Origin of the sequence: Diaphorobacter sp. LR2014-1 (genome assembly GCF_002916785.1) — a bacterium.
In the GTDB taxonomy this organism is placed as follows: domain Bacteria; phylum Pseudomonadota; class Gammaproteobacteria; order Burkholderiales; family Burkholderiaceae_C; genus Diaphorobacter; species Diaphorobacter nitroreducens.
The window spans coordinates 61,592-74,414 of sequence record NZ_MTBE01000020.1 but is presented as its reverse complement, the minus strand read 5'-3'; the positions used below and the strand labels follow the sequence as shown (position 1 = coordinate 74,414).

The 12,823-nt window shown below is 69.3% G+C and carries 13 protein-coding genes and 2 pseudogenes; 10 read left to right on the top strand and 5 right to left on the bottom strand.

Annotated features, from left to right (window positions below; translation table 11 throughout):
* Positions 1–178 (bottom strand): annotated as a pseudogene (locus BV908_RS14150) (IS5/IS1182 family transposase); the annotation flags it as partial.
* 75 nt (positions 179–253) lie between these two features.
* Here BV908_RS14150 and BV908_RS14145 point away from each other — a divergent pair.
* The 7 genes and pseudogenes from BV908_RS14145 to BV908_RS14115 all read left to right on the top strand — a co-directional run.
* Positions 254–469, top strand: a pseudogene (locus BV908_RS14145) (DTW domain-containing protein); the annotation flags it as partial.
* A gap of 64 nt (positions 470–533) precedes the next feature.
* Positions 534–1,094: a hypothetical protein gene (locus tag BV908_RS14140; RefSeq protein WP_011807054.1), complete on the top strand. Its 561-nt coding sequence runs from the start codon at positions 534–536 to the stop codon at positions 1,092–1,094.
* Between the two features lie 169 nt (positions 1,095–1,263).
* On the top strand, positions 1,264–2,268 hold the full coding sequence (locus tag BV908_RS14135) for an SDR family oxidoreductase (RefSeq protein WP_047351169.1): 1,005 nt from the start codon (positions 1,264–1,266) through the stop codon (positions 2,266–2,268).
* Between the two features lie 179 nt (positions 2,269–2,447).
* A complete protein-coding gene (locus BV908_RS14130) occupies positions 2,448–2,849 on the top strand; it encodes a hypothetical protein (protein ID WP_103738492.1) in 402 nt (133 codons plus the stop codon).
* 42 nt (positions 2,850–2,891) lie between these two features.
* Positions 2,892–3,320, top strand: coding sequence for a VOC family protein (locus tag BV908_RS14125; protein WP_103738489.1), 429 nt, complete (start codon positions 2,892–2,894; stop codon positions 3,318–3,320).
* Between the two features lie 263 nt (positions 3,321–3,583).
* Positions 3,584–4,627 (top strand): pirin family protein, encoded by a 1,044-nt coding sequence (locus BV908_RS14120; RefSeq protein ID WP_088888166.1) that lies wholly within the window; start codon positions 3,584–3,586, stop codon positions 4,625–4,627.
* Between the two features lie 111 nt (positions 4,628–4,738).
* Positions 4,739–5,212, top strand: a complete 474-nt coding sequence (locus BV908_RS14115; RefSeq protein ID WP_103738491.1) for a peptidylprolyl isomerase — start codon at positions 4,739–4,741, stop codon at positions 5,210–5,212.
* A gap of 57 nt (positions 5,213–5,269) precedes the next feature.
* Here the strand turns inward: BV908_RS14115 and BV908_RS14110 are convergent, their stop codons facing one another.
* Positions 5,270–6,151, bottom strand: coding sequence for a type 1 glutamine amidotransferase (locus tag BV908_RS14110; RefSeq protein ID WP_210434029.1), 882 nt, complete (start codon positions 6,149–6,151; stop codon positions 5,270–5,272).
* A gap of 207 nt (positions 6,152–6,358) precedes the next feature.
* Between BV908_RS14110 and BV908_RS14105 the strand changes: the two genes are divergently transcribed.
* On the top strand, positions 6,359–6,703 hold the full coding sequence (locus BV908_RS14105; RefSeq protein WP_015914545.1) for an HPF/RaiA family ribosome-associated protein: 345 nt from the start codon (positions 6,359–6,361) through the stop codon (positions 6,701–6,703).
* 97 nt (positions 6,704–6,800) lie between these two features.
* Here the strand turns inward: BV908_RS14105 and BV908_RS14100 are convergent, their stop codons facing one another.
* From BV908_RS14100 to tkt, 3 genes are all read right to left on the bottom strand, one after another.
* Complete coding sequence (locus BV908_RS14100) at positions 6,801–7,361, bottom strand: DUF924 family protein (protein ID WP_103738487.1); 561 nt, start codon at positions 7,359–7,361, stop codon at positions 6,801–6,803.
* A 144-nt stretch (positions 7,362–7,505) separates the two neighbouring features.
* Positions 7,506–8,507, bottom strand: coding sequence for a type I glyceraldehyde-3-phosphate dehydrogenase (gap, locus tag BV908_RS14095; protein ID WP_047351173.1), 1,002 nt, complete (start codon positions 8,505–8,507; stop codon positions 7,506–7,508).
* Positions 8,508–8,559: 52 nt separating this feature from the next.
* Entirely contained in the window at positions 8,560–10,596 is a 2,037-nt protein-coding gene (tkt, locus tag BV908_RS14090) for a transketolase (protein WP_103738486.1), read from the bottom strand.
* 318 nt (positions 10,597–10,914) lie between these two features.
* Here tkt and BV908_RS14085 point away from each other — a divergent pair, with 318 nt between their 5' ends.
* On the top strand, positions 10,915–11,013 hold the full coding sequence (locus BV908_RS14085) for a potassium-transporting ATPase subunit F (RefSeq protein WP_084002077.1): 99 nt from the start codon (positions 10,915–10,917) through the stop codon (positions 11,011–11,013).
* Positions 11,014–11,015: 2 nt separating this feature from the next.
* Positions 11,016–12,818, top strand: coding sequence for a potassium-transporting ATPase subunit KdpA (gene kdpA, locus BV908_RS14080; RefSeq protein ID WP_047351176.1), 1,803 nt, complete (start codon positions 11,016–11,018; stop codon positions 12,816–12,818).
* The last annotated feature ends 5 nt before the right edge of the window (positions 12,819–12,823 follow it).

The following is a 12,823-nucleotide window of genomic DNA, read 5'->3' as shown; positions in this document are numbered from 1 at the left end:
CCGGTGGCACCGATGGGCGGCCACGGCGGGCGTACACCGCTTCGAACTCGCGGTTCATGGTTGCCAGCAGCGCATCAACCACCGCGCGCAACTTGCGCAGCGGGTGTGCCTGCGGCACGCGCTCTTCAAGGCTGATGTAGCTGAACATCGCCCCCTGGAAATCTTGACTGCCTCTCATCGTCCTCGTCTGGGTCGTTCACCGATGGCTTCAGATCGTAGCGGCCAACGCGGGCGTCGGCGGGGGATTTTTCAACGGCCTGCTAAGCGCAGCGACCATTTCTGCACCGCCGAGGTGGCGGCGCTGTGCCTGGCGCAGGCGGGCGACACGCACGCGGCCGCGTTGCTGCTGGCCTGGCTGGACGTGTTCAGCGAGCGCTACCTGCAGGCCAAGCACCAGCGCCCCGTGGACCTGGACAGCGCTGCGCACCAGCAACTGCGCGCGCTGGCCGGCGCGCAGCACACCGGTTGACGCAGTTGGTTGCACCGCGGGCCGCGGCGCTGCGCACAATGCCAAGTCTTTCGCTGACAACGCCATGCACCGCCGACTCGCCCTCTCGCACGCACTGACCGCCGCCCTGGCCCTGGCCGCCGGCTGCGCCAGTGCGCAGCCCAGCTACACCATCAGCACCCAGCAGCTGCAGCAGGCACTGGCCGAGCGTTTCCCGCGCAGCTACCCGCTGGGCGGGCTGCTGGACCTGCAGTTGCAGACGCCGCAACTCACGCTGCTGCCCGAGCGCAACCGCCTCAACGCCGTGCTGGACGTGGCGGCCAGCGGCGCGCTGCTGCAGGCGCGGCGGTACACGGGCGCGTTCGATGTGGACTTCGGCCTGCGCTACGAACCCACCGACCGCACCATCCGCGCGCACGACCTGCATGTGAACGCGCTGCGCCTGGACGGTGTGCAGCCCTCTGCCGCCGGCATGCTGCAGCGCTACGGCCAGCAGTTGGCCGACCAGTCGCTGCGCGAGGTGGTGCTGCACCAGCTGCGTGACAAAGACCTGGCGCTGGCCGACGGCATGGGCCTGCAGCCCGAGAGCATCACCGTCACCCCGCGCGGGCTGCTGGTGCGCTTCGGCACCAAGCCGCTGTCGTGAATGCTGCGCTACCCATAGCGCTTCGCGCTGGATACGCAAGCGCTGCGGGCTGTTTGGATGCAAATGCACAGCGCGAGGGCGGCTGTCCTACGCCGTTGCGCCGCCAGCGCGGTTACAAATAGGGTTTTGCCCTTCGTTGCGCCGCGCAGCCTGCGCGGCCCGCCGCACCATGACCACAGCTTTGCCCGCCAGCCCGTCCAGCGTCTTCGCGTCCTCGCCCAATCCGGTAGTGGTGATCACCGGCGCCTCCAGCGGCATCGGCCATGCCACGGCGCTGGCGTTTGCGCGCCGCGGCGCGCGCCTGGTGCTGGCCGCGCGCAACCCTGACACGCTGGCCCCTGTGGCGCTGGCCTGCCGCGCCGAGGGTGGGCAGGCGCTGGGCATTCCCACCGACGTGACCGACGCCGACGCGGTGCAGGCCCTGGCCGACAAGGCGGTGCGCCACTTCGGGCGCATCGATGTGTGGATCAACGGCGTGGGCGTGGGAGCCGTGGGGCGCTTTGACGATGTGCCGCTGGCCGCGCACCGCCGCGTGATCGAGTCCAACCTGCTGGGCCACGTGCACGGCGCGCACGCGGCGCTCACGCGCTTTCGCGCGCAGGGCCACGGCCTGCTGGTGAACCTGATCTCGCTGGGCGGCTGGGTGCCCGCGCCCTACGCGGCTGCCTACACGGCCAGCAAGTTCGGCCTGCGCGGCCTGTCCGAAAGCCTGCGCGCCGAGGTGGTCGACCTGCCCCAGGTGCATGTGTGCGACGTGGCGCCCACGTTCGTCGATTCGCCGGGCCTGTCGCACGGCGCCAACTACACGGGCCGGCGCATCCGCCCGCCGCTGCCCATGGTGGACCCGCGCGCGGTGGCCCAGGCCATCGTGGACCTGGCCGATGCGGCCCACCCGCGCGCCGTCACCTGGCTGGGCCTGGGCGCGATGCCCGGGCGTGTGGCGCATGCGCTGGCGCCGCAGGGCACGGCCCGCGCCATGCGCTGGTTCAGCGACCTGGGGCTGCGCCGCGCAGCGCCCGCGCCGCTCACCCAAGGCAATCTGTTTGCCCCCTCGCACCAGACTTCCATCGACGGCGGCCACCGTCAGCGCATGGCGGGATCGGCCACGGTGGTGGCGGTACTCGGTGTGGTCGGCCTGGCGGTGGGTTGGTGGTGGGGGCGCGGACGGCGCTGATGCTCCTATTTGCATAGCTGTCAGCGCTTGATGGGCGGGCGCTGCAGGCCTTTTTTATGCAAAGCAGCAGCGCCCGGCGTTTTCCTACAGCCCGCGCGCGGCCGGCTGCCTACGATGGCGCTGCCGGGGCCGCACCATGTGTGGCGCGGCATCCCACCTGCCACCGCCAGGACGCCGCCATGACCTCTCGCCCCTCCCACACCGACGCCACCGACGCCGCGCCGCCGCCGGCCGAAAGCCACCCCGCCCACACCTTCACGCTGTACGCGTCGGGCGGGCGCGTGTACGCCAGCAATGTGCGCGACAAGCTCATCGACCTGGGTGCCCTCGCACCGCAGGCGCAGGGCTGGGCCTACCAGCTGGATGGCGACGGGCGCGTGGAGGCCGAAGGCTTTGACGATGCGCGGCAGGCGCTGGCCCACATTGCCGCCAGCATCACCTTCCTGTACCTGGACGGGCAGTTCACCGCGCTGCAGGACCTGGGCGACCGCGCCCGCCCCGACGTGCGCGGGGCGCCGCAGATCCAGGTGGCGCTGGACCCGCGCGGACAGGCCCGGCCCGCCATCGGCGCGGCGGCGTAGGCGGTGCCTTTCAACCCCACGGCCCTTTGTGCGGAGAACGCGATGCAAGTCCAACCCTATCTGATGTTCGATGGCCGCTGCGAAGAGGCGCTGGCGTTCTACGCCCAGGCGCTGGGCGCGCAGACGCAGTTGCTGATGCGCTTTCGGGACAGCCCCGAGCCGCCCGCGGGCGAATGCTCCGCGTCGGCCGCCGTGCCCGGCGACAAGGTCATGCATGCGGAACTGCGCGTGGGGGAGACGACCCTCATGGCCTCGGACGGCATGGCGGGCGGCCACCCGGTGTTCAACGGCATCTCGCTCACGCTCTCGGTGGCCAGCGAGGTGGAGGCGCACAGCAGGTTCGACGCGCTGGCCGACGGCGGCACGGTGGTGGCGCCGATGGCCAAGACCTTCTTTTCGCCCGCGTTCGGCATGGTCAACGACCGCTTTGGCGTGTCGTGGATGGTGCTGGCGGACTCCGCGCCGGGCTGAAGGCGCGGGGCAGGTGACGCGGGCGGGCCTTCGCTGCGGGAGCTGGGGCCCGCGCACAGGGCGCCAGGTTGCTCATGAAAAGATAGCTGCCAGCGCTCAGCCCGACTGCCTTTGCGACGGTTTTTGCTCGAAGATTGGGCTGCCATCGTTCCACGCATGGGCCGCAGTGTCGCGCCGGCGCCCGCTGGGCAAATGGCCTTCCGTCCCCACATGATGCACAGTGCCTGCGCCGTGTCGCCGCGCCGGCCTTGGAAAGGAACCCCATGAACACCCGCGCCAGTCCCGTCCTGCAATCCCAGCCCCTGGGGCCGCTGTGGCCCACGCTCGATCCGTTCCTGTTCTGCGCCCACCATGACGACGCCTATCCCGCCGGCAACGGCGCCATGGGCGTGCAGGCGGTGGCGCTGGAGGGGCGCCAGATGGGCAGCGACTTCAGCCGCAAGGACGGCTTTTCGATGTACCACGGCGAGCACGTGCCCGGCTTTCCCGGCCACCCGCACCGGGGCTTCGAGACCGTCACGCTGGTGCGCAAGGGCCTGATCGACCATGCCGACTCGCTGGGCGCGGCCGCGCGCTTCGGTGGCGGCGACGTGCAGTGGGTCACCGCCGGCGCGGGCATCATGCATTCGGAGATGTTCCCGCTGCTGAACACCGACGCGCCCAACCCGCTGGAGCTGTTCCAGATCTGGCTGAATCTGCCCGCGCGCCACAAGATGGTGCAGCCGCACTTCACCATGCTGTGGAACGAACGCATCCCGCGCCTGGAGCATGCCGACGCGGCCGGCCTGCGCACCACGGTCACCGTGGTCGCCGGCGCGCTGGACGGCGCCGGTGCGCCGCTGCCGCCGCCCCCCGAGTCCTGGGCCGCGCAGGCGGACGCCGACGTCGCCATCTGGACGCTGCGCATGGAGCCCGGCGCGCATTGGACGCTGCCGGCGGCCCGCGGACAGGGCACGCGCCGCATGCTGTACTGGTTCGTGGGCGAAGGGCTCTCGATCGCCGGCGAGCCCCAGGGCGGCCACGCGGCGCTGGAGGTGGCGGCCGATCGGGCGCTGGAGCTGGTCAACACCGGCGGCGACACCGTGGAATGCCTGCTGTTGCAGGGCCGTCCCATCGGCGAGCCGGTGGTGCAGTACGGCCCGTTCGTGATGAACACCCAGCAGGAAATCATGCAGGCCATGCAGGACTTTCGCCGCACGCAGTTCGGCGGCTGGCCCTGGGACGCGAGCGACCCGGTGCATGGCAGCGCCCCCCGGCGCTTTGCGCGCCACCCGGGCAGCGCGCAGGACGAGGTGCCGCAGGCCTGAACGCCTGCGCAGCGGCCGGCCCGGCCGCCCGCGCGGCCTTGGCGTGTGCGGGACAATGGCGGCCTTGTGGCGGCGCCTGCCCGCGCCGCCGCCCTCCACGGAAACCAAGCCATGAACATCACCCAAGACACCGCCGTCACGCTCAGCTACCGCGTCACCGATCCCGCCACGGGCAAGCCGCTCGATGCCGGCAATGTGGCCTACCTGCACGGCGGCTACGAGAACATCTTCCCCAAGGTCGAGGCCGCGCTGGAAGGCCAGGCCCCGGGCCATGTCGTCACGCTGGACCTGGCGGTGGAGGACGCGTTCGGCGCGCGCGACGAGAGCCTGGTGCGCACCATCCCCAAGAGCGAGTTCCCGCCCGGCGTGAAGGTGGGCGGCCAGTTGCAGGGCCCCGGCGCCGACGGCCAGCCGCAGATGTTCCACGTGGTCAAGATCAAGGGCCCCGTGGTGCACCTGGACGGCAACCACCCGCTGGCCGGCAAGGCGCTGCGTTTTGCCTGCAAGGTGACCGAGGTGCGCGCCGCCACGGCCGAGGAAATCGCCCACCGCCATGTGCATGGCGGGCACGGGCACCACCATTGATGCTGCGTTATTGATAGCTGTCAGCGCTTGCCTATCAAGCGCCAGCGACCATTTTGGTTAACACCTGCGCAGCAATGCGCGGCGCAGCAGGCGCTCCGCGCGGTCGCGGATCTGCAGCGGGCTGTGGCCGGGCCGGGGCAGCACGCGCGCCCGGCTGCAGGCGGCCAGGAAGTCGTGCAGCAGCGGCGAGTCGTCCAGCGTGACGGCCGCGCTGGCGCGGAATTCCGGGTGCCACTGCGTCGCCGCGATGTAGCCGCGCCCGTGGCTCGGGTTGCGGCGTATCGCCTCGGGCACGCCGTCGGGGTAGCTCCAGGCCTCGATGTCGAAGCCGGGCGCCAGGTTCTTGATGCCCTGGTGGTGGATGCTGTTCACGGTGACGCGCGGCTGCTCCGGATACAGCCGCGCCAGCCGCGTGCCGGGCACGATGTCCACCTCGTGGAAGTGTTGGTCGTAGGTGCTCGGGTTGCGGTGCTGCAGCGCGCCGGGGTGCTGGGTCTCGATGTCCTGGTACAGCGTGCCGCCAAAAGCCACGTTGATGAGCTGCAGCCCGCGGCACACGCCGAAGATGGGCTTGCCGGCCTGCTCGAAGGCCTCCACCACCGCCAGGTCGTACAGGTCGCGCACGCGATCGCCCAGCCATGCGTCCTTGAGCGGCACCTCGCCGTAGCTGCCGGGCCAGACGTCCGCCCCGCCGTGCATCACCACGCCGTCGAGCCACTCGGCATAGTGCTTGAGCGTGACGTCGCCGCGCGCGGTCTCGCCCGTGGGGCAGGGCACCATCACCACCAGCGCGCCGGCCGACATGATCCAGTGCGCGATGGACTGCTCCACGTACTGCAGGGTCTTGTTGGTGAACAGCGGCCGGCCCGGGTCCGCATGCGAAAAGCACGCGGACAGGCCGATCTTCAGGCGCGGCTGGGAGGGCGTCACCGACGGCATGCGGTCGGGCTGTAGCCAGGGCGGCAGGACAGTCATCGACTCAGTTGTAACACCGCGCTTGCCCGCACGCTGTAGGAACGAGCCGCAGAGCGCGGCTGTGCGTTTTGCTTGATACGAATCAAGCATGCAGGCGCCTACTGGGGCATGATAAAGACAGGGGCGCTACCGTCCGCCCCATCGACCCATCCACTTCACGAAGGAGAAAACATGCAGATCCAGGTGCATACCGACGACCACATCCAGGGCGGCGAATCGCTGGCCCGCTGGGTGCAGGAAGAAGCCACCGCCAAGCTGGCGCGCTTTCGCGAGCACGTGACGCGCGTGGAGGTGTTCCTGTCCGATGTGGACGGCGGCAAGTCCGGCGCGGCCGACAAGCGCTGCGTGATCGAGGTGCGCCCCGCTGGCCGCCAGCCTGTGGCTGCGCGTGCCGAGGCGGCCAAGGTGGCCGATGCTTTCACGGCGGCCGTGGAGAAGCTGGTGCGCGCGCTGGGCGACGACATCGAGCGTGCCAAGGACCGCAACGGCCGCGACACCATCCGCACGGCGGAGTGAGCGGGCGCTATTGATGCAATAGCTGCCAGCGCCCGACAGTAGGGCGCTGCACCATGAAAAAGGCCGCAGGAGCGTGGGCTCCTGCGGCCTTTTGCCTTCAGAAGCTGCTGCCCGGCTGCTGCAGGAAGGCGAGCTCCTCGGCCGTGCTGGCGCGGCCCAGAGCGGCGTTGCGGTGCGGATAGCGGCCAAAGCGCGCAATGATGTCCCGGTGCGCATGCGCGAAGTGCAGGCTGCCCGGGTTGCCCAGCGCGGTGAACAGGCGCACCGATTCTTCCTGCACGCGCGGCGACTCGCTGTGCATGTAGGGCATGTACAGGAAGGCGCGCTGCGCGGGCTCCAGCCGCGCGTCCAGACCCTGTGCCAAGGCCTCCTGCGCCAGCACCAGGGCCATGCCGTCCTGCGAGAAGGCGGCGGGGGTGTCGCGGTGCAGGTTGCGCGAGAACTGGTCGAGCACCAGGATTTCCGCCAGGCGGCCCTGGGCATCGCCGCGCCAGTGCCACAACTCCCCCTGCGCGGCCTGCGCATGCAGCGCGGCGAAGCGGGTGCGGATGGCGGCGTCGAACGCGGCGTCCTTGGCGAACCATTGCTGCGGCGTGGCCTCGTCGAACCAAAAGCGCAGCACGTCGGCGGCGGTGGGGAGGGCGGGAGAGGTGGTCATGCCGCAAGTATGGGGTGCCGGCCGTGGACGTGCTTTGCTATTGAATAAATAGCTACCTACGCTTGATGGATAAGCGCCAGAGGCATATTTGACATAAAAAACGCGCCCGAAGGCGCGTTCTCTGTGAGCGGCGGAGGCTGCGGCTTACTTGCCGGCCATCACGCGCACCATCTCCAGGCACTTGTTGGAGTAGCCCCACTCGTTGTCGTACCAGGCCACGACCTTCACGAAGGTCTTGTCCAGGGCGATGCCGGCGTCGGCGTCGAACACCGAGGTGTGGGTCTCGCCCACGAAGTCGGTGGCCACCACCTTGTCCTCGGTATAGGCCAGCACGCCCTTCAGCGCGCCCTGCGACTGGGCCTTCATCTCGGCCTTGATCTCGTCGTAGCTGGCTTCCTTCTCCAGCTCCACCGTCAGGTCCACCACCGACACGTCGGAGGTGGGCACGCGGAAGGACATGCCGGTCAGCTTCTTGTTCAGCTCGGGGATCACCACGCCCACGGCCTTGGCGGCGCCGGTGGAACTGGGGATGATGTTTTCCAGAATGCCGCGGCCGCCGCGCCAGTCCTTGTTGCTCGGGCCGTCCACGGTCTTTTGCGTGGCGGTGGCGGCGTGCACGGTGGTCATCAGGCCGCGCTTGATGCCCCACTTGTCATGCAGCACCTTGGCCACGGGGGCCAGGCAGTTGGTGGTGCAGGACGCGTTGGAGATGATGGCCTGGCCGGCGTAGGTGGCGTGGTTCACGCCGAACACGAACATGGGCGTGTCGTCCTTGGACGGGGCCGACATCAGCACCTTCTTGGCACCGGCAGCGATGTGCTTCTCGGCGCTGGCCTTGTCCAGGAACAGGCCGGTGGACTCGATCACGATGTCGGCGCCGACTTCGTTCCACTTCAGATTGGCGGGGTCGCGCTCCTGCGTCAGGCGGATCTTCTTGCCGTTGACGATCAGCGTGTTGCCCTCGACCGAGACCTCGCCCTTGAAGCGGCCATGCACGCTGTCATAGCGCAGCATGTACGCGAGGTACTCGGGCTCCAGCAGGTCGTTGATGCCAACGACTTCGATGTCGGAGAAGTTCTGCACGGCCGAGCGCAGTACGTTGCGGCCGATGCGGCCGAAGCCGTTGATGCCAATCTTGATCGTCATGGTGTGAGCCTCTAGGGATGGATGGATTGCAAAAAACGAGAACCGGGAGGGATCAGCGCGCGCGCTGCAGCGCGGCCAGCACCGTGTCGGCGACGTTCTCGGCCGTGAAGCCGAAATGCTTGAACAGCACGCCGGCCGGGGCCGACTCGCCATAGGTGTCGATGCCGACCACCGCGGCGCAGCCGTACTTCCACCAGAAGTCGGTCACGCCCATCTCGACGGCGATGCGCGGGATGCCGGCGGGCAGCACCAGTTGCTTGTACTTGGTGTCCTCGCGATCGAAGGTGGTGGTGCTGGGCATGGAGACCACGCGCACGGCGATCTTCTTGGCGGCCAGCAGTTGCTGCGCGGCCAGGGCCAGCTGCACCTCGGAGCCGGTGGCGATGATCACGGCCTGGGCCTTCTTCTTCAGACCCACGGCGGCGGGCTCGGAGAGAATGTAGGCGCCGCGCGAGATGTCGCCCAGGTCGCTCTTGGGCGCGTAGGGCAGGTTCTGGCGGGACAGCAGCAGCGCGGTGGGCTTGTCGCGGTTGGACAGGGCCACGCTCCAGGCCACGGCGGTCTCGGCCGTGTCGGCGGGGCGCCACACGTCCAGGCCGGGGATCAGGCGCAGGCTGGCGGCGTGCTCGATCGACTGGTGCGTGGGGCCGTCCTCGCCCAGGCCGATGGAGTCGTGCGTGAACACGTGCACTACGCGCTGCTTCATCAGCGCGGCCATGCGGATGGCGTTGCGGCTGTAGTCGCTGAATGTGAGGAAGGTGCCGCCGTAGGGGATGAAACCGCCGTGCAGCGCCAGGCCGTTCATGATGGCCGCCATGCCGAACTCGCGCACGCCGTAGTTGATGTGGCGGCCCACCTGGCCGGCCTCGGTCTTGGCCACGGCGCCGTTGGGCTCGATGCGCAGCGCGGGCGTGCTCTTGGTGTTGGTGAGGTTGGAGCCGGTCAGGTCGGCGCTGCCGCCCAGCAGTTCGGGCAGTGCGGCGGTGAAGGCTTCCAGCGCGATCTGGCTGGCCTTGCGGCTGGCCACGGTCTCGGCCTTGGTGTGCGCGGCCACCACGGTGTCCACCGCCACCTGGGCGAAGTGCTTGGGCAGGTCGCCAGCCATGCGGCGGGACAGCTCGAATGCCAGCTCGGGGTAGGCGGCCTCGTAGGCGGCAAAGCGCAGCGTCCACTCGGCTTCGGCGGCCTGGCCGGCCGCCTTGGCATCCCAGTCGGCGTACACCGACTCGGGGATCGCGAAGGGCTCGTGCGACCAGCCCAGGGCAGCGCGCGTGAGGTTGATTTCCTCGGCGCCCAGGGGCTCGCCATGGGCCTTGGCCGTGTTGGCGCGGTTGGGGCTGCCCTTGCCGATGACGGTCTTGCAGACGATCAGCGTGGGCTTGTCGGCGCTGGCCTTGGCTTGGCCGATGGCGGCGGCCACAGCTTCCACGTCATGCCCGTCCACGGCGTCGATCACGTTCCAGCCGCAGGCCATGAAGCGCTGCGGGGTGTTGTCGATGAACCAGGGCGCCACCTGGCCGTCGATGCTGATGCCGTTGTCGTCGTACAGCGCGATGAGCTTGTTGAGCTTCCACGCGCCGGCGAGAGCCACGGCCTCATGGCTGATGCCTTCCATCAGGCAGCCGTCGCCCAGGAACACGTAGGTGTGGTGGTCCACCACGGCGTGGCCTTCGCGGTTGAACTCGGCGGCCAGCAGCTTCTCGGCCAGCGCAAAGCCCACGGCGTTGGTCACGCCCTGGCCCAGCGGGCCGGTGGTGGTCTCCACGCCGGGGGTGATGCCGTGCTCGGGGTGGCCGGCGGTCTTGCTGTGCAGCTGGCGGAAGTTCTTCAGCTCCTGCAGGGGCAGGTCATAGCCCGTGAGGTGCAGCAGCGAGTACAGCAGCATCGACGCGTGGCCGTTGGACAGCACGAAACGGTCGCGGTCCATCCACTGGGGGTTGGTGGGGTTGTGCTTCAGGTGCCGGCCCCACAACGCCACGGCCATGTCGGCCATACCCATGGGGGCACCGGGATGGCCCGAGTTGGCTTGTTGAACGGCATCCATTGCGAGTGCGCGGATCGCATTCGCCATTTGTTGAGAATTGGCCATCGGGGCGGTTCCGGAAGGGGCTGTAAGGGTAAACCTGCAATTTTACCGGGCAGGCGGCCCCCCTGCCCACCAGCCGCGAATTGGGCGACCGCGCCGGTGGCCCGGCCTGCCGGCCATTGACACTTTTTTTACAGGCCGCCGAGGCCTTTCTACCCCGTTTTGATGCGCCCTTCGGGAGACTGCCTGTCATCTGTTTGGATTGGCAGGAGTGTGTTGTATGGACATCGTATGGGTTGCCGGGCTGGGCTTGCTCTGGCTGGCAGTGGCGCAGTTGGCCGTGGGCCTGGATCGCCTGGGACGGGCGCGCGGGGAGCCGGTGTGATGGCGCTCGAAGTTCTTTACGGCCTGGGAGGGCTGCTGGCCGTCCTCCTGATGGCCTACCTTGTGTTCGCGCTGGTCTGCGCCGAGGAGTTCTGACCATGAACACCTCTTCCTGGGGCCTGCTGGCCCTGTTTCTGGCATTGCTGGCCCTGCTGGCCTGGCCTCTGGGCCGCTGGCTTGCGGCCCTTATCGACGGGCGCCTGCCGCGCTGGCTGCTGCGGGCCGAGGCGCCGCTGTACCGGCTGGCTAGCGTGCGTCCGGACGAATCCATGGGCTGGCGCGCCTACGCGCTGGCACTGCTGGTCTTCAACGCGCTGGGTGCGCTGGCCCTCTATGGCCTGCAGCGCCTGCAGGGGTGGCTGCCGCTGAACCCCGAGGGCTTCGGCGCCGTGGCGCCCGACTCGGCGTTCAACACGGCCATCAGTTTCGTGACCAACACCAACTGGCAGGGCTACGCGGGCGAGAGCACCATGAGCTACCTCAGCCAGATGCTGGGCCTTGCGGTGCAGAACTTCCTGTCGGCGGCCACCGGCATTGCAGTGGCCTTTGTGCTGGTGCGTGGTTTTGCCGGGCGGGGCGAGGGCCGTCCGGCCGCGGGGACGCGTTTTGGCGCCGTCGGCAATGTGTGGGTGGACCTCACGCGCATCACCCTGTGGGTGCTGATGCCGATCGCCTTCGTGATCGCCCTCTTCTTCGTGTCGCAGGGCGTGATCCAGAACTTCGATGGCTACCACCGGGTGGCGACCGTCGAGGCCACCACCTACCTGGCGCCGCAGACCGGCGCAGACGGCCAGCCGCTGCTCGACGCGGCGGGCCAGCCGGTGGTGCAGGAGCTGCGCACGCAGACGCAGACGCTGCCCATGGGGCCCGTGGCCTCGCAGGAGGCGATCAAGCTGCTGGGCACCAACGGCGGGGGCTTCTTCAACGCCAACTCGGCCCACCCCTACGAGAATCCCACGGCGCTGGCCAACCTGGCGCAGATGCTGGCGATCTTCCTGATCCCCGCGGCGCTGTGCTTCGCCTTCGGCCGGGCGGTGGGCGACAGCCGCCAGGGCTGGGCGATCCTGGCCGCCATGGCGGTGATCTTCGTGGCCGCCGTGGTGGCCGTCACCTGGGCGGAGCGCGCAGGCAATCCGTTGCTGACGGCGCTGGGGGTGGACCCGGCCCTGGGCAACATGGAAGGCAAGGAGCTGCGCTTCGGTATCTCCGGCACGGCGTTGTTCGTGGCCGTGACGACCGCCGCCTCGTGCGGCGCCGTGGACGCCATGCACGACTCGCTCACGCCCCTGGGCGGCATGGTGCCGCTGGTGCTCATGCAGCTGGGCGAGGTGGTCTTTGGCGGCGTGGGCTCGGGGCTGTACGGCATGCTGGTGTTCGCCGTGCTGGCGGTCTTCATCGCCGGCCTGATGATCGGCCGCACGCCCGAGTACCTGGGCAAGAAGATCGAGGTGTTCGAGATGAAGCTGGTGTCATTCATCATCCTCGTCACGCCGCTGGTGGTGCTGCTGGGCACGGCCGTGGCCGTGAGCACCACGGCCGGGCGCGCCGGCGTCGCCAACCCCGGGGCCCATGGCTTCTCCGAGGTGCTGTACGCCTTCACCTCGGCGGCCAACAACAACGGCAGCGCCTTCGCCGGGCTGTCGGCCAACACCCCCTTCTACAACGCCATGCTGGGCGTGGCCATGTGGCTGGGCCGCTTCGCCGTGATCGTGCCGGTTCTGGCCCTGGCCGGGGCGCTGGCGGGCAAGCCGCGCCTGCCGGTCACCTCCGGCACCCTGCCCACGCACGGCCCGCTGTTCGTGGTGCTGCTGGTCGGCACCGTGCTGCTGGTGGGCCTGCTGAACTATGTGCCGGCGCTGGCCCTGGGGCCGGTGGTCGAGCACCTGATGCTCTGGAAGTGAGTCAA